General features: G+C 67.3%; 23 protein-coding genes and 1 riboswitch. Of the genes, 8 read left to right on the top strand and 15 right to left on the bottom strand.

Annotated elements, in window-relative coordinates:
• Window positions 1-20: 20 nt before the first annotated feature.
• The 4 genes from FOA17_RS08985 to FOA17_RS08970 form a co-directional block, all read right to left on the bottom strand.
• Window positions 21-1,097, bottom strand: coding sequence for an FAD-binding oxidoreductase (locus FOA17_RS08985; RefSeq protein ID WP_149141132.1), 1,077 nt, complete (start codon window positions 1,095-1,097; stop codon window positions 21-23).
• Between the two features lie 5 nt (window positions 1,098-1,102).
• Window positions 1,103-2,338, bottom strand: a complete 1,236-nt coding sequence (locus tag FOA17_RS08980; protein ID WP_149141438.1) for an aromatic ring-hydroxylating oxygenase subunit alpha — start codon at window positions 2,336-2,338, stop codon at window positions 1,103-1,105.
• 76 nt (window positions 2,339-2,414) lie between these two features.
• Window positions 2,415-2,590, bottom strand: a riboswitch (cobalamin riboswitch).
• A 67-nt stretch (window positions 2,591-2,657) separates the two neighbouring features.
• Window positions 2,658-3,248 carry a DNA-3-methyladenine glycosylase gene (locus tag FOA17_RS08975; protein WP_149141131.1) on the bottom strand — a complete coding sequence of 197 codons (591 nt, stop codon included), beginning with the start codon at window positions 3,246-3,248 and terminating at the stop codon, window positions 2,658-2,660.
• Window positions 3,249-3,488: 240 nt separating this feature from the next.
• Window positions 3,489-4,736 (bottom strand): AGE family epimerase/isomerase, encoded by a 1,248-nt coding sequence (locus FOA17_RS08970; RefSeq protein ID WP_149141130.1) that lies wholly within the window; start codon window positions 4,734-4,736, stop codon window positions 3,489-3,491.
• A gap of 117 nt (window positions 4,737-4,853) precedes the next feature.
• On the opposite strand from FOA17_RS08970, the gene FOA17_RS08965 reads away from it, so the two are divergent.
• The gene (locus tag FOA17_RS08965) at window positions 4,854-5,453 is read left to right on the top strand and encodes a LolA family protein (RefSeq protein WP_149141129.1); all 600 of its coding nucleotides are present in this window, start codon (window positions 4,854-4,856) and stop codon (window positions 5,451-5,453) included.
• A gap of 3 nt (window positions 5,454-5,456) precedes the next feature.
• Here the strand turns inward: FOA17_RS08965 and FOA17_RS08960 are convergent, their stop codons facing one another.
• Window positions 5,457-6,044: a transglycosylase SLT domain-containing protein gene (locus FOA17_RS08960; protein ID WP_149141128.1), complete on the bottom strand. Its 588-nt coding sequence runs from the start codon at window positions 6,042-6,044 to the stop codon at window positions 5,457-5,459.
• 219 nt (window positions 6,045-6,263) lie between these two features.
• On the opposite strand from FOA17_RS08960, the gene hspQ reads away from it, so the two are divergent.
• Window positions 6,264-6,590 carry a heat shock protein HspQ gene (hspQ, locus tag FOA17_RS08955; RefSeq protein WP_149141127.1) on the top strand — a complete coding sequence of 109 codons (327 nt, stop codon included), beginning with the start codon at window positions 6,264-6,266 and terminating at the stop codon, window positions 6,588-6,590.
• A 4-nt stretch (window positions 6,591-6,594) separates the two neighbouring features.
• On the opposite strand, the gene FOA17_RS08950 is transcribed toward hspQ, so the two are convergent.
• From FOA17_RS08950 to FOA17_RS08940, 3 genes are all read right to left on the bottom strand, one after another.
• The gene (locus FOA17_RS08950; RefSeq protein WP_149141126.1) at window positions 6,595-8,166 is read right to left on the bottom strand and encodes a gamma-glutamyltransferase family protein; all 1,572 of its coding nucleotides are present in this window, start codon (window positions 8,164-8,166) and stop codon (window positions 6,595-6,597) included.
• Between the two features lie 211 nt (window positions 8,167-8,377).
• Window positions 8,378-8,806 (bottom strand): ATP-binding protein, encoded by a 429-nt coding sequence (locus FOA17_RS08945; protein ID WP_162528209.1) that lies wholly within the window; start codon window positions 8,804-8,806, stop codon window positions 8,378-8,380.
• 22 nt (window positions 8,807-8,828) lie between these two features.
• Window positions 8,829-9,164, bottom strand: coding sequence for an STAS domain-containing protein (locus tag FOA17_RS08940; RefSeq protein ID WP_149141124.1), 336 nt, complete (start codon window positions 9,162-9,164; stop codon window positions 8,829-8,831).
• Between the two features lie 84 nt (window positions 9,165-9,248).
• Here FOA17_RS08940 and FOA17_RS08935 point away from each other — a divergent pair, with 84 nt between their 5' ends.
• Genes FOA17_RS08935 through FOA17_RS08925 form a run of 3 tightly spaced genes read left to right on the top strand, consistent with a single transcriptional unit; the run spans window position 9,249 to window position 11,299 of the window.
• Window positions 9,249-9,707, top strand: a complete 459-nt coding sequence (locus tag FOA17_RS08935; RefSeq protein ID WP_420841698.1) for a GAF domain-containing protein — start codon at window positions 9,249-9,251, stop codon at window positions 9,705-9,707.
• Window positions 9,694-10,482 (top strand): GFA family protein, encoded by a 789-nt coding sequence (locus FOA17_RS20375; protein ID WP_149141123.1) that lies wholly within the window; start codon window positions 9,694-9,696, stop codon window positions 10,480-10,482. Before FOA17_RS08935 ends, FOA17_RS20375 begins: the two co-directional genes overlap by 14 nt.
• 46 nt (window positions 10,483-10,528) lie before the next feature.
• Window positions 10,529-11,299 (top strand): DeoR/GlpR family DNA-binding transcription regulator, encoded by a 771-nt coding sequence (locus tag FOA17_RS08925; protein WP_149141436.1) that lies wholly within the window; start codon window positions 10,529-10,531, stop codon window positions 11,297-11,299.
• Here the strand turns inward: FOA17_RS08925 and FOA17_RS08920 are convergent.
• Entirely contained in the window at window positions 11,296-11,724 is a 429-nt protein-coding gene (locus FOA17_RS08920; protein WP_149141122.1) for a glyoxalase, read from the bottom strand. The genes FOA17_RS08925 and FOA17_RS08920 overlap by 4 nt on opposite strands.
• Window positions 11,725-11,842: 118 nt before the next feature.
• Here FOA17_RS08920 and FOA17_RS08915 point away from each other — a divergent pair, with 118 nt between their 5' ends.
• The 3 genes from FOA17_RS08915 to FOA17_RS08905 are packed head-to-tail and all read left to right on the top strand — an operon-like array spanning window position 11,843 to window position 14,012.
• A complete protein-coding gene (locus tag FOA17_RS08915; RefSeq protein ID WP_149141121.1) occupies window positions 11,843-12,463 on the top strand; it encodes a LysE family translocator in 621 nt (206 codons plus the stop codon).
• A 2-nt stretch (window positions 12,464-12,465) separates the two neighbouring features.
• Window positions 12,466-13,362, top strand: a complete 897-nt coding sequence (locus FOA17_RS08910) for a homocysteine S-methyltransferase family protein (protein ID WP_149141120.1) — start codon at window positions 12,466-12,468, stop codon at window positions 13,360-13,362.
• Complete coding sequence (locus tag FOA17_RS08905; RefSeq protein ID WP_149141119.1) at window positions 13,362-14,012, top strand: RluA family pseudouridine synthase; 651 nt, start codon at window positions 13,362-13,364, stop codon at window positions 14,010-14,012. Before FOA17_RS08910 ends, FOA17_RS08905 begins: the two co-directional genes overlap by 1 nt.
• Window positions 14,013-14,015: 3 nt before the next feature.
• Here the strand turns inward: FOA17_RS08905 and FOA17_RS08900 are convergent, their stop codons facing one another.
• The 6 genes from FOA17_RS08900 to FOA17_RS08875 form a co-directional block, all read right to left on the bottom strand.
• Entirely contained in the window at window positions 14,016-14,411 is a 396-nt protein-coding gene (locus FOA17_RS08900; RefSeq protein WP_149141118.1) for a hypothetical protein, read from the bottom strand.
• Complete coding sequence (locus tag FOA17_RS19720; protein ID WP_162528208.1) at window positions 14,411-14,749, bottom strand: ElaB/YgaM/YqjD family protein; 339 nt, start codon at window positions 14,747-14,749, stop codon at window positions 14,411-14,413. Before FOA17_RS19720 ends, FOA17_RS08900 begins: the two co-directional genes overlap by 1 nt.
• Before the next feature lie 13 nt (window positions 14,750-14,762).
• Window positions 14,763-16,721, bottom strand: a complete 1,959-nt coding sequence (locus FOA17_RS08890) for an AI-2E family transporter (protein ID WP_149141116.1) — start codon at window positions 16,719-16,721, stop codon at window positions 14,763-14,765.
• A gap of 151 nt (window positions 16,722-16,872) precedes the next feature.
• Complete coding sequence (locus tag FOA17_RS08885) at window positions 16,873-19,245, bottom strand: aldehyde dehydrogenase family protein (RefSeq protein WP_149141115.1); 2,373 nt, start codon at window positions 19,243-19,245, stop codon at window positions 16,873-16,875.
• Window positions 19,246-19,258: 13 nt separating this feature from the next.
• Window positions 19,259-20,218 (bottom strand): deoxyribose-phosphate aldolase, encoded by a 960-nt coding sequence (gene deoC, locus FOA17_RS08880; protein WP_149141114.1) that lies wholly within the window; start codon window positions 20,216-20,218, stop codon window positions 19,259-19,261.
• Window positions 20,211-21,215, bottom strand: coding sequence for a sugar-binding transcriptional regulator (locus tag FOA17_RS08875; RefSeq protein WP_149141113.1), 1,005 nt, complete (start codon window positions 21,213-21,215; stop codon window positions 20,211-20,213). The genes deoC and FOA17_RS08875 overlap by 8 nt, the downstream gene beginning before the upstream one ends.
• Window positions 21,216-21,229: the final 14 nt, after the last annotated feature.

Raw genomic sequence — 21,229 nt, 5'->3', positions numbered from 1 at the left:
CGTTGCGGCCCCTTGCCATTTCAGACCTCGACGCTGACCGCGCCCAGGGGGTGCGAACAGCAGGCCAGGATATAGCCCTTGGCGATATCCTCGTCGGAAATGCCGCCGTTATGCACCATATGCACCTCGCCTTCGGTCTTTTTCACCTTGCAGGTGCCGCAAAGGCCAAAGGTGCAGCCCGAGGGGATGTTCAGCCCCGACCGTTTCGCCACGGCCAGCACCGTATCGGTTTCGGCGCAGGCGGTGGTCACGCCCGAGGCGGCGAAGGTCACGCTGGCCTTTGACGTGGCATCGGGCACCACATCGTCCAGCACCGGCGCCTCGGCCTCGGTCGCGACGGGGGCGCCAAAGCTTTCCTGATGATAGCGGCTCATGTCATAGCCAAGCGCGTTCAGCATGTCGCGCACCGCCTGCATGAACGGCTCCGGCCCGCAGCAGAACACCTCGCGTTCCAGATAATCCGGCGCCATCAGGCCCAGCATGATCTGGTTGAGCCGCCCGCTGAACCCGTGCCAGACGCGGAAGGGATCGGGCTCCTTCACGGTAAAGCGCAGCTGCAAGCCGGGCACGCGATTGGCGAATTGCTCCAGCCGTTCGCGGAAGATGATCTCGGAGGGGCGCTTGGCAGCATGGACAAAGACGATGTCGGGCATCTCGCCCGAATCCCAGGCCCAGGTCGTCATCGCCATCATCGGGGTGATGCCCGACCCTGCCGAGATGAACAGGTATTTCCGCGCCGGGTGCTTGTGAAAGCTGAAGATGCCGTTGGGGCCATAGGCGCGGATCTTCATCCCCGGTTTCAGATGGTCCAGCATCCAGCGCGTGCCGATGCTGTCCGCCTGTGCCTTGGCCGTGATGGAGATTGACAAGGGCCGCGACGGGCTGGAGGAAATCGTATAGGTGCGCTGCACATTGCCGCCGGGCACCGGCAGATCCAGCGTGACGAACTGCCCCGGCTGATAGTCGAACCACGCGCCCGAAGGCGCGCGGAAGGTGAAGGTTGCCGTGTCGCTGGTTTCCGGCACGATCATGGCGCATTCCAGCAATTCGCTGTCCTGCCACGGCTCGGCCGACCAATTGGCGCGATACTTGCCCATGCCGGTCACTCCGCCGCGACGGAAGCGGGCGACAGCCGCTCGGTCATGGTGCCGCAATACCAGTCAACGAACTGGATCACGCCCTCTTCCTGGATCGTCGAATAGGGGCCGGGCTCATATGCGGGCGACAGGATGCCGGCCTGATTTTCCTCGACCACCTGGCGGTCTTCGTCATTGGTGTTCATCCAGACTTCGGTCAGGTTTTGCAGATCGTAATCCACCCCTTCCACCGCATCCTCGGGCACTAGCCATTTCGTCGTCACTTCGGTCTCCGTCGGGCTGATCGGCAGAATGCGGAAGACGATCGCGTGATCGGGCAGGAAGTGGTTCCAGGTGTTCGGATAGTGGAAGAACAGCAGGCTGCCGGCATCGCTGAATGGCATCGTGCCCATGCGTCGCGCCACGGCGGCCTTGGTGGACATCGTATAGCTTTCGGCATTGTTCAGCAGCGGAATGCGCGCAAGCCGCCACTGCATCCGCGGATGGTTCACGAAACGCGAGGGCAGGCCCGCCGCCTCGCAGCGCTTCCAATGCGCGAGAATGTCGGGGCTGGCCGAATCCGGGCCTTCCATCGCGGTCATGCGCGGGTTGTCGGAATAGGTCCGGCACAGCGAGGGGTGCGAGCCGCCGCAGTGATAGCATTCGCGGTTGTTTTCGATAACCAGCTTCCAGTTGCCCTTTTCGACGATGGTCGAGCTGTGGGCGACCTTGGCATTCTTCAGCCCCGAAGGGGCGAGATAGGGCATCATCACCTTGGCCAGATCGGCGATCGGCGGCGGCACCTCGGCCAGGCAGACAAAGACCATGCCGCCCAGATCGACGCAATGCACCTTTTTCAGCCCATGCTCCGCAGGGTCGAACCCCTCTTGCATGTCGCGCGCATAAAGCAGCTTGCCATCCAGATCATAGGTCCACTGGTGATAGGGGCAGACCAGTTTCGGGCTGCTGCCGGTGGGTTTCGCACAAAGCCGCTGGCCGCGATGGCGGCAGACATTGTGGAAGGCGCGGATCATGCCGTCATTGCCGCGCGTGATCACCACCGGATAGGCGCCGATCTGAAGCGTGGCAAAGGCGCCGGGCTTGGGCAATTCGCAGGCGGGGATGGCGAACAGCCATTCCCGATAGAAAATATGTTGCAGATCATGGGCATAGACGCCCGGATCGCAATAAAGCGCCTGATCGAGCGCATAATTCGGACGGCGCGCGCCAAGGCGCGCCAGCATGTCGGACTGGCTGAGCATCATATCCTCGCTGACCCGCGCCTCCCCGCGCAGGCGTTTCCTGTTGGCACGGGCGCTGCGGTCCCTGGGCCGCAATTCCCGCATAGCGTGCAAGGCTGGTATCCGGGCTGGGGAAGCGACGCTTGCGACCGGCCCGGGATGCACCTCCCGGGGGTCTGCACGCGGTCTTCCGTCACCGATGCGGGGGCAGCGCCGGGGTTGCACCGGCTTCCCAATTCTCCGCGAGGCGGCACCTTGCAAGCTGACGCTACGGCAAAAACGACATGCCGCATGGGCGAATTGCGACATGCGGCGCTGCAATTGCGGACGGCGCGCGGGATCAGCCGGGGGCGGAGGCGGTGGTGGCGGGAAAGCGGCGCGACAGATGCGGCGAGCCGGCCCAGCCAAAGCGCCAGGGCAGGTCGGCCGCGCGGGTGATTCCGATGCGTGTCCCGGTCAGGACTGCCGGTGTCTCGCCCGGCGAAAGGCAGAGGTCGGGCTGGTCAAAGCGCAGGCCGTCCAAGGCGCGGGTCACGCCAAGCGCCTGTCCCAGCCGCCCTGGCCCGCGGGCCAGCAACGCCGGCCGATCGGCGCCGCGCCGCGCGGCCATCAGGTCAAGGCCCAGTTGCGGGTCCAGCGCGCGAAACAGCACGGCCTCACCGCGCCGGCAGACCACGTTCAGGCACCAATGCACCCCGTAGGAGCGATAGACATAGGCATGCCCCGGCGGGCCGAACATCGCCGCATTGCGCGCTGTGGGGCCACGAAAGCTGTGTGAGGCGGGGTCGTTGGCGCCGTAAGCCTCGGTTTCGGTGATCAGGCCGGCGGTGGCGCCGATCCGCAGCCAGGCACCGATCAGATCGGGGGCGACCTCGGGCGCGGGACGGTCGAAAAAGATGGCGGGAAAGGGCGTGCGGTCAGAGCAGCGCAAGGCCGAGCATCAGCCACATCCCCGATCCGAGCGAGATGGAGGGCAATATCCACCAGCCCCGTGCCGCCTCAGCCCCGATACAGGGCCGTCTTCCCGAAATTCCCGTCCGCATCCGCTGCCTCGATCTGCTGATAGCTCGCCCCTTATGCGTGCCTGCCTTGCCGGTATTGTTTCCGAAATGTGAACGCAGGAACGACACCGCGTCAACCTTCAGGTTGAACGCAAAAGGTTGAGAAAGCGTTAATCCGCCAAGTTGGCCAGCCCGCGCGCCGCATGCGACAAGCCGGGGACCAGCGGAAACAGCGCGGCCTGCACCGAATGATAGATGTCGGGCTTGCCGTGGAACTGGGTCGCGGCGGGGCGGCCGGCGGCATCCAGTTCGGGGAACCAGCCGCCGCGCGCATGGTCGATCAGACGGGCATCGGCAAAGGTCCAGAGCCGGCGATACCAGACCTCATCCGCGGGGCGCGGCGCCAGCTTGATCAGCGCGGCAATGGCGCCGATTGCCTCGGTCACCGGCCACCAATAGCGGTTCGCCACATCGACCCGCCCGTCGAAATGCAGCGTATAGGCAAAGCCGCCCTCGGGCAGCCAGGCCTGCAAGGCGGTGTCGATCAGCGCCCGCGCCCGGTCGGGCGTGCCATCCTCGGGTCGCCCGGCCAGATCCCACCATTGCAGCGCAAGTCGGCCAAATTCAAAGGAATGTCCCGGTGTCGTGCCCGCCGGGCGGAACATCGGATTGCCGGCATAGGCGCGATCCGGGGTCCAGTCGGCATGGTAATGTTCGGGGATGCGCCAGCCCTCGGCCGGGGCCATGCGGCCCAGAAAGAAATCCAGGATGCGCCCCGCGCGGTCAAGAAACACCGCCTCGCCCGTCGCCTCATGCGCGGTCAGCAGCGCCTCGGTCGCGTGCATGTTGGCATTCATCCCGCGATAGGTGGAAAACGGCGTCCAGTCGCGGTTGAACTCATCGGCGAACAGGCCCGGCCCTTCCTCCCAGAACCGTTCGTCCAGCACCGCCCAGACATCGCCGATCAGCCGGTCGGCGTCGGGATGGCCCGCCAGCTTGGCCGAAGCCCCGGCCAGCAGCACGAAGACATGCCCATAGGCCAGCTTGCGCCCGTCGGCGACCTTGCGCCCCTCGGTGCCCCAGACATAGCCGCCATGGCGCGAATCACGGTGATGCGACCACAGATATTCCATGCCCTGATCGACGATCTCACCCGCCCCGGCCACGCCCGCCGCCACCCCAAGCGCATAGGAATGCACCAGCCGCGTGGTGGTATGCAGCTCTTGCAGCGCGTCGGGCAGCGGGGCGCCGTCATGGCCCAGCACATGAAAACCCGGGGCCGCGCGTGGATAGCGCCGGGGGCTGGCGGCAAAGAACGCGAATTGCCGCGCGGCCTCGGCGCGCAGAAAGTTGCGATGCGCCGGATGGTCGCGCCAATGGCCCGGGGCATCGGCAGGGCCAAGATGGGTATGCGGCATGGGGCACCTCCTGTGCAGAGTGTGGCGCAGCTTGGCGCCCCTCACAAGATGCGGCGACCCGCTCACGAAATCCGGAAGGGGGCTGTGCGGCGCGCCGGGCTGCACTATATCTGTCGCATGAACCGTCGTATCGCGCTTCTCGCCCCGCTCGTCTCGCTGGCCCTCGCCTTTCCCGCGCAGGCCGAGAAAATCTCGCTTGCCGCGATTTCCAAATATCTCAACAGCCTGACCACGGCCGAGGCGGAATTTACCCAGGTGAATGCCGATGGCTCCATCGCCACCGGGCGCATCTTCATCAAACGGCCCGGTCGCGTGCGGTTCGAATACGCGCCGCCCGACCGCAATCTGGTGCTGGCCTCGGGCGGGCAGGTCGCGATCTTTGACGGCAAATCCAACCAGCCGCCCGAACAATATCCGCTGAAACGCACGCCGCTGAACCTGATTCTGGCCGACAAGATCGACCTGACGCGCGCCAAGATGGTCGTCGGCCACCGCGAGAACGGCAACAAGACGGTCGTGCGCGCGCAGGATCCGCAGCATCCTGAATATGGCTCGATCGAGATGGTGTTCACCGCCAATCCGGTGGAGCTGCGGCAATGGATCATCACCGATGATGCCGGGTCGCAGACCACGATGATCCTGGGCGACATGACCAAGGGCCGCGACTACAAGCCCTCGACCTTTTCGATCGAGATCGCGACCCAGCGGCGCAAATAACGCCTACAGCCGCCCGCAGGCCGCCAGCTGCATCTGGTAGGTCTGCGAGCGCTGTCCCACACGATCTGCCACATCGACCAGCCAGGACTTTGCGTTATAGCTGCCATTGGCAAAGCCGGTCCGCCCTTCGTGATAGGCAAGATACTGGCTGCGGGCGTCGAATTTCGACACGCCCAGCCGTTGTTCGGTGCCATTCATGTACCAGCCCATGAAATCGGTCGCATCGGCGATCCGGTCACGGCGCGCGCTGCGATTGCCGGTTTCGCGCTGATATTCCTCCCAGGTGCCATCAAGCGCCTGACTATAGCCATAGGCCGTGCTTTGTCGCCCCATCGGGATGATGCCCAGCACGAAACGGTGCGGCGTTTTGGCATTGCCGACGAATTTGCTTTCCTGATGGATGGTGGCCATCTGCACATGGATCGGAATGCCCCAGCGGCGTTCGGTCGCCTGCATGGCACGGTAATATTCCGGCCGCTCGCGCAGCAGGGCGCAAGCGTCATCCAGATTGCGGGGCGCCGAAAACTTGCCACCGCCCCCGCAGGAGGCCAGCAACAACAATAGGATCGACGCACGGAGAAGTCTGCTCATCTGCCCCTCGCGTGTCTTGTTATTGCCCACAAGGATAAGGCAATTCCGCGGGCGAGTGAATGGGGCGCGACCGGCTGCCGCATCAGAAATCCGCGAGGCGGGGCCGCAATTCCGCCGCCTTTGTCTGATTCGGGCCGACAGACTGTTTCCTGCGAATCACCCCTCGGCTGATGGACGGCACAGCCCAAAAGGATTACTAATCTGTTGGGGGACTGTCAGATGTTGAAAACACAAGCCAAATATCATCTTGGTCAGGTGCTCAGGCATCGCAAGCACACCTTTCGGGGCGTGGTCTTCGACGTGGATGCGATGTTCTCCAATACCGAGGAATGGTATGCCGCCATCCCCGAGGAAAGCCGCCCCGACCGTGACCAGCCCTTCTATCACCTGCTGGCCGAAAACGATCAGAGCTTTTACGTCGCCTATGTCTCGGAACAGAATCTGATCCCGGATGACACGGGCGAACCAGTCGATCACCCCGATCTGGGCGATCTGTTCGGCGATTTCGAGGATGGGCGCTATCCGTTGCAGTTCAACCTGAACTGATCGGTCACATCCCCAGGGCGCAGCCATCCTTGCGCGGGTCCGACGCGGCCTCCAGCACGCCTGACGGATGGATCACGATCGCCTGCGCGCCGCCCAGCGGTTCGTCGGCCGGCTGCACCCTGTGGCCCATGGCATGCAGCGCGTTCAGCATCGGGGGGGCATAGCCGCGCTCCAGCTTGAGACCTTCGGGCCCGGCAAAGCAGCGTGGCGCGTCGATCGCGCTTTGCAGGTCCATGCCGTAATCCTCCAGATTGGTGATCAGCCGGGCATGGCCGCAGGGCTGATAGGCGCCGCCCATCACGCCAAAGGGCATGACCACCCGCCCGTCCTGCGCCATCATGCCGGGGATGATCGTGTGCATCGGGCGCTTGCCGCCGGCCGCCTCGTTCGGATGTCCCGGGGTCAGGCTGAACCCGGCGCCGCGATTCTGGAAGATGATGCCGAACTTGCGCGAGGCAAGGCCCGAACCGAAGCCCCAGAAGATCGAATAGATCAGCGACACCGCCATGCGATCACGATCGACCACGGTGATATAGACGGTGTCCTTGTGGACGGCCTCGGTCAGCGAGGCAGGGTCGGGCATCGCGCGGTGCGGGTCGATCAGCGCGGCCAGTCGTGCGGCGGTTTCCGGCGCCAGCATGTGATCGAGCCGCGCGGTCGGATCGGCGATGAAGCGGTTGCGCGCGTCATAGGCCAGTTTCGCGGCCTCGGCCTCCAGATGGGCGCGCGGGGCGCCAAAGGGGTCGAGCGCGGCCAGATCGAACTGCCGCAGGATGTTGAGCATCAGCAGCGCCGTCGCGCCTTGGCCGTTCGGCGGGTGTTCCAGCACATCCACCCGGCGATAGCGGGCGGTGATCGGGTCGGTCCAGTCGGCCTGCACGGCGGCGAGGTCGGCATGGCTGTGCCCGCCGCCCAGGGCGTTGAGCGAGGCGATGATGTCCTCGGCCACCTCGCCCTCATAAAACCCGGCGCGACCCGCGCGGGCAACCCGGCGCAGCACTTCGGCCTGGCCCGGGGCGCGGAAGACCTGCCCTGTCTGCGGCGCTGCGCCGGCCAGCAGGTAATGCGCCCGGGCATCGCCTTGCAGCACCGACGCATCCTCGGCCCAGTCGCGCGCCACGCGCGGCGCCACCGGCACGCCCTCCTCGGCGTAGTGAATGGCGGGGGCCAGCACATCGGCCAGCGGCAGGCGACCCTGCGCCGCATGCAGGCGCAGAAAGGCATCCATCGCGCCGGGCAGGGTGACCGTCTCGATGCCGTGGATCGGCATTTTCGCATGACCCGCCGCCCGCAGCGCCGCGGCATCCAGCGTGGCCGGCGCGCGGCCCGACCCGTTCAGGCCGATCACCCGCTCCTCGCCCGCGGGTTTCAGTAACACAAAGCAATCGCCGCCGATGCCGGTCATCTGCGGCTCGCAGATCCCCAGCAGCACGGCGCCCGCGATGGCGGCATCCGCCGCCGTGCCGCCTTGCGCCAGAATGTCGAGCGCCACCTTCGCCGCCAGCGGGTGCGAGGTCGCACAGGCCGCATTGCTGGCAAAGACCGCCGACCGGCCCGGCATCTGGAAATCGCGCATCGCAGTCCTCCCCTGTCTGGGGCCAGACTAAGCATGCGGAGGGGCGGGGGGAAGTGCCTCGGCGCCACGATCTGGGTGGGGGCATTGCTCGCGGCGCCGAGGGAAGCTTTATGCAGCTACAGGGACAGACTGCCGTAACGGCAAGGCGGTATTGCGAAGCCATCAAGGCATTTTCAGGGCGATGTTGCGCTTGCGCGAACAACCCGGGCCATCAGTCCTTGTCCGTTTCCGGAATGGAAAAGGTCACCACATTGCTGCCGCCGACGCGCGCATAGCTCAAGTCTCGGGTCAGACAGCGGATCAGATGCCAGCCGAATCCCCCTTCGGGCAGGTCATCGGGCAGGCGCGGGGCCAATTGCCCGGCGGGCAGCGCGCCGCCCGGCATGGCCTGCCCCCAATCCTGCACCCGGCATTGCAGCCCACCCGGCCGCGCCCCCAGCTCCAGCAGGATCGTGCCCTGCCCCTGCGCATAGGCATGTTCGACGATATTGTTCAGCACCTCTGCCAGCACGAGTTCCAGATCCCCCCGGCGATGTGGTGCCAGCCCGGTGGCCAGCCGATGCCCCAGCACCTGCGACAGCGCCGCGCGCACGGCGAGGGGGGTGCTGTCGATTTCCAGTCGCAGATCCGGCTGTGGCATGGTGAACCCGCCTGACCCGAAGTCAGCCCGCATCGCGCAGATCATCGGGCGCCGCCGGGTGAATGACAAAGACCGAATCCATGCGCGTCAGCCGCAGCACCTTTTCCACATTGGCGGTCAGCGCCGCCAGTTCCAGCTTGCGATCCGGCCCCAGCAGCTTCATCACGCCGACGACGGCGCCCAGCCCCGAACTGTCGAGGAAACCGACCTGCGACATGTCGAGCATGACACGCCCCTGTGCCGGAGCGATCAGTTCGCGCATGCGATCCTTGAACTGGATGGCCCCGGCGGCGTCGATACGATCCTGCCCGACCCGAACCAGCAACAGGCCCGGCAATTGCGTGGCGATAAGTTCCATCCGCGACTCCTTCCTTCTGACTCCTTTGCAGGCTAAGCGCCGTTCGTTAGCATTCGGTAACCGGCGCAATGAAAGGACAGCGGCATGGCGGTGGATTACAATGACCTTGGCGCCCGGATCGACGCGCTGTGCCATGGCGAAACCGATACGGTCGCGCTGATGGCAACGGTGGTGTGCGAGCTGCATCACGGCCACCCCCTGTCGGACTGGACCGGATTTTACCGCGTGACCGGGCCGGAAACCCTCAAGATCGGGCCCTATCAGGGCGGGCATGGCTGTCTGGTGATTCCCTTCGCGCGCGGGGTCTGTGGGGCGGCGGCGCGCACCGGCCAGACCCAGATCGTGCCGGATGTGGAGGCCTTTGCGGATCACATCGCCTGTTCCTCCTCGACCCGGTCGGAACTGGTCTTGCCGGTGTGGAACGGGGCAGGGCGGCTTTTGGGGGTGCTCGATCTCGACAGCGATACCGAGGCCGCCTTTACCGAAACCGATGCCCGCGCATTGGAGGCCATTCTGGCCCGGGTGTTCCATGACGCGGCCTGAAACCCATCGCGGCGCCTGCCTCTGTGGCGGGGTGGTGTTCGAGGTCGATGCCCCCCTGCGCCCGGTGACCACCTGCCATTGCACGCAATGCCGCAAGCAATCGGGGCATTTCTGGGCGGCGACCTCGGTGCCGCATGACCGTTTTCGCCTGATCCGCGACACGGGCCTGCGGTGGTTCCACGCCTCGGACAGCGCGCGGCGCGGCCATTGCGGGCAGTGCGGCGCCTTTCTGTTCTGGGAACCGGCGGGCGAGGCGCGGATCTCGTTCGCGGCAGGCGCGCTGGAGGGCACAACCGGCCTGACCATCGCCGAACGCTGGTTCACCGAGGATGGCGGCGATTACGACCCCGAGGCCAATGCCCCCCCGCAAGGCCTGCCCGAACGGCTGCCGGCCAGTTGCCTTTGCGGCGATTGCCGCTTTGACCTGCCCGCCCCGGCCGGCCCGGTGACCGCCTGCCATTGCCTGCAATGCCGCGTTCTGTCAGGCCATTTCAGCGCCAGTTTCGACGCCGATCCCAACAGCCTGCGCTGGCAGTCCCGCCTGTCGGAACGTGTGTTCACCACCCCCGGCGGCGCCTCGCGCGGCTTTTGCGCGACCTGCGGCAGCAAGCTGTGGTTCCGCGCCGCCGATGGCCGCTTTTCGGTCGAGGCGGGCGTGGTGGACGGGCCGACAGGCGGGCGGCTGGCGCGGCATATCCATGTGGCGTCGATGGGCGATTATTACACGATCGGCGACGGATTGCCGCAGCACGCCAAAGATGCGTCCGACGCATGACTTTTCGTGCCGCTTGTGGCAGGACCGGGGAAAGGTGGAGGAACAGGTGGCGCTCAGTTTCCGGCAGACCGAAATTCTTGCACTGGCCCGCAGCGAGGGCCGGGTGGTGGTGGAGAGCCTGGCCGAACGCTTTGGCGTGACGCTTCAGACCATCCGGCGCGACCTGACCGAATTGTCCGATGCCGGCCTGCTGGACCGCGTGCATGGCGGCGCGATCCTGCGCAGCGGGGTCAGCAATATCGGCTATGAGGAACGCCGCAGCCTGCATGACGCGGCCAAGGCGGCCATTGGCCGGGCCTGCGCGCGCGAAATTCCCGACAATTGCTCGATGATCCTCAATATCGGCACCACGACCGAGGCGGTCGCGCGCGAACTGGTGCAGCATCGCCAGATCACGGTCGTCACCAACAACATGAATGTCGCCAATATCCTGGTCGCCAACCCCTCTTGCGACATCATGGTGGCGGGCGGCGCGCTGCGCCGGGCGGATGGCGGTCTGGTGGGCGATCTGGCCAGCCAGTTCATGCAGCAATTCAAGGTCGATTTCGGGGTGATCGGGATTTCGGCCATCGACCAGGATGGCGACCTGCTGGATTACGACCTCAGCGAGGTGCGGGTGTCCGAAACCATCATCCGGCAGTCGCGGCAGGTGTTTCTGGTGGCGGATGCGTCAAAGTTCAGCCGGGGCGCGCCGGTGCGGTTGGGCAATCTGGCCGGGATCGACGCGATCTTTACCGATGCGCCGCTGCCGCCCGCGCTGATGAAGCTCTGCGCCGAGGCCGGAACGGCGGTGCATGTCGCCGATCCCGCCGCCTAACCCAGCGGGCGCGAGGGCACCCAGGCATAACCCTCGGGCGACAGTATCACCGCCTCGCGCAGGCCATGGCCGGCCTTGTCGGTCGGCGGATGCAGGATCGTCGCATCCGGATGCGCCGCCGCGCGGGCACAGGCGGCATCGGGGTCGCAATCGTAAAGCCGCAATTCCAGCCCCGCGCCGCGCGGTCTCGCCTCGGGCAGCAGGCCATGCAGCGGATGGGTGGCAAAGGCGATATCGCCATGCAGCTGGAACAGATCGCCCCCCAGCGTCATGATCGCAAAGGCATCCGAGACCCGATGCGCCGCCATGCCGAAGACATCGGTCAGGAAGGCCGCCTCGCGCCGCAGGTCGCGGCATAGCAGGTTCAGGCCAAGCCCGCGCAGACCCTGACCGAAATCCCGCGCCGATATCGTGTCGTAATCCATCGCGGCGCCCCTGCGGTTGTTCCGGCCCAGGATGGCGCGGGGCGGCGCCGGGCGCAAATGACAAGGCTTGATCTTTCGCCCCACGCCCCGGAATGTCGCCCGATCGCAGGAGCCGCCCATGACCGATATTCTGACGCTGATCCCCTTGCCCGAACTGCTGGCCTTTCTGGCCGCCGGTATCGTGCTGAACCTGACGCCGGGCGCGGATGTGATGTTCGCCACCGCATCCGGCCTGCAAGGCGGGCCGCGGGCCGGGGCGGTCGCGGGGCTGGGGGTCGGGCTGGGCGGGTTCTTCCATGTCACGCTGGCGGTTCTGGGGGTGAGTGCGCTCCTGGCCGCGCATCCGTCGGCGCTGGTCGCGCTGAAATGGGCGGGCGCGGCCTATCTGGCCTATCTCGCCGTCAAGAGCTGGCGCGCGGGCGACGCGGCGCCCCGACAGGGCGAGGGGCGGGCCGCGCGTGCCTTGTGGCGCGGCTTTGTCACCAATGCGCTGAACCCCAAGGTCGCGCTGTTCGTGCTGGCGTTTCTGCCGCAATTCACCGATCCGGCGCGCGGGCCGGTCTGGCAGCAGATCCTGATCCTGGGTCTGGTGTTTACCTTGACCGGCACCGCGATTACATCCGGCTATGGCCTGGTCGCCGGTCTGGCGGGGCAGGCGCTCGGGCGGCGCATGGGGGCGCTGAACAAGGTGGCGGCGGTGCTGTTCGGGGCATTGGCCGTGCGGCTGGTATGGGAATAGGCATGGCACGGATCACGCTGCTGGATGGCGGCATGGGGCAGGAACTGGTGGCGCGGTCGGGCGATGCGCCGACGCCGCTCTGGGCGACACGGGTGATGCTGGATCATCCCGGCCTCGTGCGGGCGATCCATGACGATTACTTTGCCGCCGGGGCGACCATCGCCACCACCAATACCTATGCGATCCATCATGACCGGCTGGAGCGTTTCGGGCTGGATGACCAGTTCACCGCGCTGCACAGGGCGGCGCTGACCGCCGCGACCGAGGCGCGCGCCGCGCATGGCCACGGTCGCATCGCCGGTTCCATCGGGCCGCTGGTCGCCACCTATCGCGACGATGTGGTCCTGCCGGTGGATGAGGCCGCCCCAAAGGTGGCCGAGGTCGCGCGCCTGCTGGCGCCGCAGGTCGATTTCATCCTGCTGGAGACACTGGTCAGCCTGACCCAGATCGAAGGCGCGCTGAAGGGCGCCGTGCAGGCGGGCAAGCCGGTCTGGCTGTCGGTCTCGGTCCATGACCGGCAGGGCGAGCGGCTCCGCTCGGGCGAGGCATTGGCGGATCTGGCGCCGCTGGTGGCCGCCTGGCGCCCGGCCTCGATGCTAGCGAATTGTTCGGTGCCCGAGGCGATGGCCGATGCGCTTGCGGTGCTGGGCACGTTCGGTCTGCCCTTCGGCGCCTATGCCAATGGCTTTACCCATATTTCCGACGGGTTCCTTGAAGACGCGCCGACGGTGGCGGAACTGACGCATCGCCACGACCTGACGCCCGAAAAATATGCCGATTTCGCGATGGGTTGGGTGGCGCAGGGGGCGACCATCGTCGGCGGCTGCTGCGATGTCGGCCCCGCCCATATCGCGGAACTTGCGCGCCGGTTGCGCGCCGCCGGGCACGAGATCGTCTGATGCCGCCCTATGAATACAACCCGCCCGATGTGCCGCTGTCGATCCTGCATCACGACAGCGCGCTCTTGATCGTGGACAAGCCGGCCGGGCTGCTCTCGGTGCCGGGCAAGGATCCGGGCAAGGAAGATTGCCTGATCGACCGCCTGCGCCGAGTCTTCCCCGAGGTGCTGCTGGTGCATCGGCTGGATTGCGATACCTCGGGCGTGATGGTCTTCGCGCTGAACAAGGCGGCGCAGGGCAATCTGGGCCAGCAATTCGAGAAACGGCAGACAAAAAAGGTCTATCTCGCGCGGCTCTGGGGGCATCTGGAGCCGAAGGAGGGCCGGGTTGACCTGCCCTTGTGCGTCGATTGGCCGAACCGTCCGCGCCAGCATGTGAACCATGAACAGGGCAAGCCCGCCATCACCGATTGGCGGGTGCAGCGCCATGATGGCAAGACGACCCGCGTGCGGCTGATGCCGCTGACCGGGCGCAGCCATCAATTGCGGGTGCATATGCTGGAACTGGGTCACCCGATCCTGGGTGACCCGATCTATGCCACGGGCGAGGCGCTGGACTATCCGCGCATGATGCTGCACGCCGAAAGCCTTCGCCTGCGCCACCCCGAAACCGGCAAGACCCAGACCTTCAGCGCGCCCGTGCCGTTCTGAGCGCTATTTGCGCAGCTTCATCGCCAGGATCAGCCCGCCGGCAAAGGCGGTCATGAGCGACAGGCCCGGCGCCTTGGCCACCGCGCGCGGCACGGCGGCCATCGCCTGCGCGGCCTCGGTTTCCAGCCCGGCCAGCGGGGTGGTCAGCGCGGGTTGCGGGCGGTGGCGGGCGCTTGCCCAGACGATCAGCGCGATGACCAGGAACACCCCGCCAAACAGCAGCGCGGTGAGGATCGCGCCCAGATGCGGCAAGACCGCCAGAAAGGCCGCGCCGACCAGAAACCCCGCGCCGATCAGCGCCAGCAGCCCCGCCAGCGCGGTCAATGCCGCCCGCCGCGCGAAATTCTGCGCGCTGCGCGCGGCCTGACCGCTGGCCAGACCCAGAAGCAGGGTCCACATCAGCGCCGCCCGAACAGAAGGCCGAAGACCAGCCCGGCGCCGGCGGCGATGCCGATCGCGGTCATCGGGTTTTCCCGCACATAGGCGCGGGCTTCCTCCACGGTCTGCCCGGCCTGATCCGACATGCCGGCCATCGCCGCCTCGCCCTTGGCGCGCAGCTTTTCCGCCTCGGCCCCGGCCATTTCGGCAAAGGCCGCCCCGCGGCTGGCGACCACCGATTTCACGGTTTCGGCCATGGCGGCGAGATCGGCGCGCAGCGCAGAGATCTGCGCCTCCAGCCGGGCCTTTTCCTCGGTGTCGAGGATCTTGTCTTCAGCGGTGCGTTGGGTCTGGGCCATGTGGGTCATCCTTTCATCTGTCTGCTGCGCGGGCCGCGGTGGTGCGACGCTTGCGCGGGCGCCCCGTGCCGGGTCCGCTGGTTGCGGGCAACGGCCGGGGCTCTGTATCAACAAGCGCTTCGGCCAGCGCCGGTTCCAATCCGTCCACCACAAAATCGGCGCCGATCGCCTCGGCCTCGCGGTGTTTGGCCTCATTCGGCGGGGCGGCCACGGGGGCGGCGCCATTGCCCTCGTCGCCCGGCAGCGCCGGCATCCGCCACAGCACCACGCCGACCCGCAGATGCGGCCAGCCGCGCTTGAGCCGCCGCAGATGCAACAGCGACAGCCGCGCCGGCGCCGGGTCCAGGAAGTTCAGGATCACCACCTGCGCCGAGGCGAGATCCAAGCCCGACAGCCGCGACGGCGCGAGGTCGTCATGCCCGTGGGCCGTGGTCTCGGCCCCTTCGGCCGCCAGGGCCTGCGCCAGCATCGCCGCCGCCACATCGTCCAGATCGCTGCGCCCGCCCAGGCACAGCACCCGCCGCCCCGCGCCGGGCAAGGGGCCTTCGGCATCGCTGCGGCTTTCCTCCAGCTCGTCGCCCACCACGGTTTGCAGATCCGACACCATGGCCAGCGCGGTGGCCGCCACGCGGCTTTCCTGCGCGCTGGTCAACACGCCGCGCGACCAGTCGTTCTGCGCCAGCAACAGCGCCGGCAGCGCGGTGTCGCGATAGTAATCGGCCAGCCATTCCTCCTCCAGCGCGTCTTCGGCGCGATAGGTGCTTTCGATGGAATCGCCCGCCAGCCAGCGCTGATACAGCCGCGCATGCGGCGCCAGCACGGGTTCGTCGCCGAACAGGATGTCGAACAGTTCGAATTGCGGCAGGTGCCTGCCCAGCACCACAAGGCAGACCGTCAGCGGCGTGGACAGAACCAAGCCCAGCGGCCCCCAGATCCAGGTCCAGAAGATCGCGCTGATGATGATGGCCAGCGGCGAAACCCCGGTGCGCGACCCATAAAGCCAGGGTTCGATCACGTTGGAGGTGGCCAGTTCCACCAGAATGAACAGGGCCGCCGTCCACAGCACGGCCGACCATTCCGGGCTGACCGCAAAGGCCAGGAACAGCGGAAAGGCCGCCGACAGGATCGACCCGATATAGGGCACAAAGCGCAGGACCAGCGTGAGCAACCCCCAAAGCGGCGCATTGGGCACCCCGATCAGCCATAGGCCCAGACCGATCGGCACCGCATAGATCACGTTGACCAGCAGCTGAATCAGCAGATAGCGCCCGACGCGGCTGCCCGCATCCTCCAGCACCTGTGTCGTGCGGTGCAGGTCGTTCGACCCGATCAGCCGGATGAAACGGTCGCGCAGCTCCTCGCGCTCCAGCAGCATGAAGATCACCACCACCACGACCAGGCCGGCGGTAGCGACCGGCTTGACGATGGGCAGGACAAGGTTGACCAGCGTGTCGGTGGGGCTTTGGCGCTCGATCACCTCGACCTGCATCGGGCCGGCCCCGGCGCGCGGCGGCGGGTCGCCGGTGGTGGCGCCGGGCAGGGCATCGCTGATTTCGGCATTGATCGTGCCGGCCATGTCGGCCAGCCGCCGCACGATGCGATTGCCCGATCCCTCGTCCTTCAGCGCCTCCAGTTTGACCAGGATGTTTTCCTGAAATCCCGGCAGATCGCGGGCCAGCGATGAAAGCTGGCTGGCCACCACGACCGAAAACACCGCGATGGCGGAAAAGGCCAGAAAGGCCACGATCAGCACCGAGGCCGTCAGCGGCACGCCGCGCTTGCGGAAACGGGTGACGGCGGGCGACAGGGCAAAGGCCAGTAGCACCGCGATGGACAGAGGCAGGAACACCTCTTGCCCCAGATGCAGCACCGCCGCGACCCCGACGATCACCGCCAGATGCGACAGGGTCATGCGGCGGGCCTGCGGTGCCTCGGCGGGGGGCTCTGTCGCGGCGGCGTTTCTCAGGGGCATTGCCGCATTCTCCTTCGTGCCGGCCGCGGGGCCAAGGTTTGCCCAAGGTTTGCCCAAGGTTTGCACGGAAAGGGCGGGCTCTGTCACGCGCAATTCCGCACGAGCGCAACCCGCGGCCGGGGCAATGGTTCCCGGCCGCGAGGCGCGGGCGTCAGGCGCCGTAGGGCAGCCAGATCGTCTTGACCTGACAGGCGCGGCGCAGCCAGTCGCGACCCTGACCCTGCGCCGGGTCGAGCCAGTCGCGCAGGCGGCCCTGATCGGTCCAGACCGGCTTGAGGTTGCCGGCGCTGGCGGTCTCGACCATGCCGGCGCCTTCGGCGCTGCCGCAATACCAGAGCGCCGCCACATCGTCGTGATCGGCCAGCGTGCGGGCCAGTGCATCACGCTCGCCGGTCAAGAGGTTGACGACCCCCGCCGGCAGGTCCGAGGTTTCCAGCACCTGATAGAGCCGCGCCGCGATCAGCGGCTGGCTTTGGCTTGCCACCGCGACCACGCGGTTGCCCATGGCGATGGCGGGCAGGATCAGCGACATCAGGCCCAGAAGCGGCGCCTCGTCGGGCGCGATCAGGCCCATCGTGCCAAAGGCTTCGTTCACCGTCATCGTCACATGGCGGGTCTTGGTGGCGGTCACCGCGCCGTCGAACTTGTCGGCCTGCGCGGCATACCAGAAGGCGCGGCGGATCGTCGTCTCCACTTCGGCCGCCGGTTTGGGTGTGCCGGCGGCGGTCAGCGCGGCCACGAATTCGGCCTGACGCTGCGCCAGATTCTCGGCCAGGAAATACAGCACCTGCGCGCGGTTATGCGCGGTGACGCCGCCCCAGCCGCCAGCCTTGGCCGCGGCCTCGACCGCGTTGCGCACATCCTTGCGGTTGGCCAGCGCGGCCTGACCCAGAACCGCGCCGCCCTTGCCGGTGACGCTGTAGCTTTGCCCGCCATCGGCCCGGGCCTGCTTGCCGCCGATATAGAGCTTGGCCGTCACGTCGATCCCGTCGGGCTGGGCGCGGTCGGCCGGCGTCACGGCGGGCACGGGGGCGGGGGCAGGGCGGGGCTTGCCGGCCTTTTCCCAGGCCGGGGCCAGATATTCCAGCATCCCCGCGCGCCCGCCCTCGCGGCCAAAGCCGCTTTCGCGATAGCCGCCAAAGGGCGCGCCCGCGTCAAAGATATTGGTCGCGTTGATCCAGACCACCCCGGCCTTGACCTGCGCCGCCACCTCGATCGCGCGGTTGATGTTTTCCGACCAGACCGAGGCCGCCAGCCCATAGCGGCTGTCATTGGCCAGCGTCACCGCCTCATCCGGGGTGCGGAAGGTCAGCGTGGTGGCGACGGGGCCGAAGATCTCGGTCTGGTTCACCGCATGGGCGGGGGCGGTGCCGGTGAAAAAGCCCGGCGCGCAGAAGGCGCCTTTGGCCGGCAACTGCCCCGGTGCGCGATGCAGCACCGCGCCCTCGGCCTCGCCCTGCGCCAGCAGCGCCTCGATCCGGGCGCGCTGGCGCTGCGACACGAGGGCGCCCACATCCATCGTCTTGTCCAGCGGATCGCCGACCCGCAGCGTTTCCATCCGCGCGGTCAGCTTGGCGAAAAAGCGCGGCGCCACGCCCTCTTGCACCAGAATGCGCGACCCGGCGCAGCAGACCTCGCCCTGGTTGAACCATATCGCATCCACCACGCCTTCCACCGCCGCATCCAGATCGGCATCCTCAAAGACGATGAAGGGCGATTTGCCGCCCAGTTCCAGCGACAGCTTCTTGCCCGATCCGGCGATCTGGCGGCGGATCGTGCGCCCCACCTCGGTCGAGCCGGTGAAGGCCAACTTGTCCACGCCCGGATGCCCGGCAATCGCGGCGCCGGTCGCCCCGTCGCCATTGACGATGTTCAACACGCCAGCGGGCAGGCCGATCTCGCGGCAGATCTCGGCAAAGGCATAGGCGGTCAGCGGCGTGAGGTCGGCGGGTTTCAGCACCACCGTATTGCCGGCGGCCAGTGCCGGCGCCACCTTCCAGGCCAGCATCAGCAGCGGGAAGTTCCACGGGATGATCTGGCCGCAGACGCCCACCGGCGCAAGGCCGGGCAATTCGGTCTCCAGCACCTCGGCCCAGCCGGCATGATGATAGAAATGCCGCGCCACCAGCGGGATGTCGATATCGCGCGTCTCGCGGATGGTCTTGCCATTGTCGAGCGTTTCCAGCACCGCCAGAAAGCGCTCGCGCTTTTGCACATGGCGCGCGATGGCATAGAGGAACCGCGCCCGTTCATGGCCGGGCAGGGCGGCCCATTTCGGTTGCGCCGCGCGGGCCGCGCGCATGGCCGCATCGACCTCGGCCCCGGTGCCAAGCGCCACGCGGCACAGCACGGCACCGGTGGCGGGGTTCAGCACCTCGGTCGTCGGGCCTTCGGGGGCGGTGAAGCGGCCATTGATGAAATGGCCCAGCACCGGGCGGTCGGCGATCCAGGCAGCGGCTTCGGCATGGGCTTCGGGGGCGGGGCCGTATTCCATGGTCTGCATGATGTCCTTGATGGCGGGCATGGTCTCGGTCTCCTCAGGCCAGGGCGTGCCGGTTGGCGGCCGAATAGCGGCCCGTCACATGATGTTCCAACTGCCGCTCGATATCGCCCAGCATGGACGAGGCACCGATGCGGAACAGATCGGGCATGCACCAGCGCGTGCCCATCTCCTCTTTCATCAGGATCAGCCAGTTCATCGCATCCTTGGCGGTCTTCAACCCGCCGGCGGGCTTGAAGCCCACCCATTGCCCGGTCCGGTCGCGAAAGTCGCGCAGCGCTCGCACCATGGTCAGCGAGACGGGCAGGGTGGCGTTCACCTCCTCCTTGCCGGTGGAGGTCTTGATGAAATCAGCCCCCGCCTGCATCGCCACCATGCTGGCCTTGTAGACATTGCTCAGCGTCTTAAGATCGCCGGTCGCAAGGATCGCCTTCATATGCGCCGCGCCACAGGCTTCGCGCATCTGGGCGATTTCGTCATACAGCGCGGCCCAGTTGCCGGTCAGCGCATGTTCGCGGGTGATGACGATGTCGATCTCGGCCGCGCCCATCTCCACCGCATAGCGGATCTCCGCCAGCCGCAGCGGCAGGGGCGTCAGCCCGGCGGGAAAGCCGGTGGCGACCGAGGCGACCGGGATGCCCGACCCGGCCAGCGCCTTGACCGCATGGGCCACCATGGTCGGATAGACGCAGACCGCGCCCACCGTCAGCCCCTCCAGCCCCAGGGCCTCGGCCAGGTCGGCGCGCAGCGGCTGGCGCGCCTTGGCGCAGAGGCGCTGCACCCGTCCGGCGGTATCGTCGCCCGCAAGCGTGGTCAGGTCGATGCAGGTGATGGCGCGGGCCAGCCAGGCCGCCTGCCAGTCCTTCTTGACCGTGCGCCGCCCCGGCAGGCTGGCCGCCCGGCGTTCGGCGGCCGAGGTATTGACCGAGACGGTCTCGAACCAGTCGGGGGTGAAGGGCGTGCCCGTCATGCGGGCAAAGCCTGTGGCTTCAGTCATCGCTTTCCTCCAGCAAGGCGCGTGCGGTCGCATCGTCGGTGACCAGCACGGTGACATATCCGGCCCTGAGCGCGGCACGCGCCACGGCCTGTTTCTCGGCCCCCGCGACCAGCGCGAGGGTATGGGGCTTGTCGCGCAGCCGGTCCAGCCGCAGCCCCAGCGTGCGCGCATCAAGGGCAGGGTCGGCAATCGCGCCATCGGCTGTCACGAAACGGCCCAGAATATCGCCCACGGCGCCGTGCGCGCGCAGCTGGGCCATGTCTGCGGCGGTCAGATAGCCCTGGGCATGCAGCACCGAATCCTCGGAGACGCCGCCCATGGAAAAGGCCAGCAGCGGCGCGGCCTCGGCCCGGGCTAGGGCGCGGGCGATCACCGGATCGGATTCCAGCGCGTCACGGGTGGCGGACTGGCCCAGAATGGCCGGCACCGGCAACAGCGTCGCCCGCCCGCCCGCGGCCTGCGCCACCGCCTCGGCCACGGCGGAACTGGCGGCGTCGGTCACCGTCAGGGCGGCGGCGCCGTTGACCAGCACCACCTCCAGCCCCGGCGCCCAGCCCTGCGGCAGGGCGCGGGCCAGCGCGGCCATGGTGCGGCCCCAGCTGACCCCCATCAGCGCCGGGCGCGGATGCAGCCCCGCCAGCCAGCGCGCGGCGGCCTGCGCCACGGCATCGTTCAGCAGACCCTGATCGCTGGCGCCGCCCATCGGCACCACGATAGCCTCGCGCAAGCCCCAGCGGGATTGTAGCGCCACCTCCAGCCCGGCGGCGCGGTTGGCGCGGGGCTGGATCTCGATCCGCACCACGCCTTCGGCCCGCGCCTCGGTCAGCAATTTGCCGACCTGCCATCGCGTCAGGCCCAGATCGGCGGCGATTTCGGCCTGGGTGCGGTTCAGCTCGTAATAGAGTTTTGCCACCTGAACCATCAGGTGATCGCGGCTTTCATCGGCCGGCAGGCGCGCGGCATAGCCGGGGTTGGGGGCGGGGTCGGGCAGGGTCATGCCTGCATATGTAG

Origin of the sequence: Gemmobacter caeruleus (assembly GCF_008271655.1) — a bacterium.
In the GTDB taxonomy this organism is placed as follows: Bacteria; Pseudomonadota; Alphaproteobacteria; order Rhodobacterales; family Rhodobacteraceae; genus Gemmobacter; species Gemmobacter caeruleus.
The sequence above is the reverse complement of the archived record's forward strand: the minus strand, read 5'-3'. Positions and strand labels throughout refer to the sequence as shown.

Excerpts from the sequence above, each read along its gene's own strand:
- FOA17_RS08915 (WP_149141121.1), top strand. The coding sequence starts at position 11,843 with ATGACCGATATTCTGACGCTGATCCCCTTGCCCGAACTGCTGGCCTTT.
- FOA17_RS08885 (WP_149141115.1), bottom strand. The coding sequence starts at position 19,245 with ATGCCCGCCATCAAGGACATCATGCAGACCATGGAATACGGCCCCGCC.
- FOA17_RS08950 (WP_149141126.1), bottom strand. The coding sequence starts at position 8,166 with ATGCGCGATTTCCAGATGCCGGGCCGGTCGGCGGTCTTTGCCAGCAAT.
- FOA17_RS08985 (WP_149141132.1), bottom strand. The coding sequence starts at position 1,097 with ATGGGCAAGTATCGCGCCAATTGGTCGGCCGAGCCGTGGCAGGACAGC.
- FOA17_RS08910 (WP_149141120.1), top strand. The coding sequence starts at position 12,466 with ATGGCACGGATCACGCTGCTGGATGGCGGCATGGGGCAGGAACTGGTG.
- FOA17_RS08875 (WP_149141113.1), bottom strand. The coding sequence starts at position 21,215 with ATGACCCTGCCCGACCCCGCCCCCAACCCCGGCTATGCCGCGCGCCTG.
- hspQ (WP_149141127.1), top strand. The coding sequence starts at position 6,264 with ATGTTGAAAACACAAGCCAAATATCATCTTGGTCAGGTGCTCAGGCAT.
- FOA17_RS08920 (WP_149141122.1), bottom strand. The coding sequence starts at position 11,724 with ATGGATTACGACACGATATCGGCGCGGGATTTCGGTCAGGGTCTGCGC.
- FOA17_RS20375 (WP_149141123.1), top strand. The coding sequence starts at position 9,694 with ATGACGCGGCCTGAAACCCATCGCGGCGCCTGCCTCTGTGGCGGGGTG.
- FOA17_RS08960 (WP_149141128.1), bottom strand. The coding sequence starts at position 6,044 with ATGAGCAGACTTCTCCGTGCGTCGATCCTATTGTTGTTGCTGGCCTCC.
- FOA17_RS08890 (WP_149141116.1), bottom strand. The coding sequence starts at position 16,721 with ATGCCCCTGAGAAACGCCGCCGCGACAGAGCCCCCCGCCGAGGCACCG.
- deoC (WP_149141114.1), bottom strand. The coding sequence starts at position 20,218 with ATGACTGAAGCCACAGGCTTTGCCCGCATGACGGGCACGCCCTTCACC.
- FOA17_RS08935 (WP_420841698.1), top strand. The coding sequence starts at position 9,249 with ATGGCGGTGGATTACAATGACCTTGGCGCCCGGATCGACGCGCTGTGC.
- FOA17_RS08905 (WP_149141119.1), top strand. The coding sequence starts at position 13,362 with ATGCCGCCCTATGAATACAACCCGCCCGATGTGCCGCTGTCGATCCTG.
- FOA17_RS08970 (WP_149141130.1), bottom strand. The coding sequence starts at position 4,736 with ATGCCGCATACCCATCTTGGCCCTGCCGATGCCCCGGGCCATTGGCGC.
- FOA17_RS08980 (WP_149141438.1), bottom strand. The coding sequence starts at position 2,338 with ATGCTCAGCCAGTCCGACATGCTGGCGCGCCTTGGCGCGCGCCGTCCG.
- FOA17_RS08945 (WP_162528209.1), bottom strand. The coding sequence starts at position 8,806 with ATGCCACAGCCGGATCTGCGACTGGAAATCGACAGCACCCCCCTCGCC.
- FOA17_RS08965 (WP_149141129.1), top strand. The coding sequence starts at position 4,854 with ATGAACCGTCGTATCGCGCTTCTCGCCCCGCTCGTCTCGCTGGCCCTC.
- FOA17_RS19720 (WP_162528208.1), bottom strand. The coding sequence starts at position 14,749 with ATGGCCCAGACCCAACGCACCGCTGAAGACAAGATCCTCGACACCGAG.
- FOA17_RS08900 (WP_149141118.1), bottom strand. The coding sequence starts at position 14,411 with ATGTGGACCCTGCTTCTGGGTCTGGCCAGCGGTCAGGCCGCGCGCAGC.
- FOA17_RS08940 (WP_149141124.1), bottom strand. The coding sequence starts at position 9,164 with ATGGAACTTATCGCCACGCAATTGCCGGGCCTGTTGCTGGTTCGGGTC.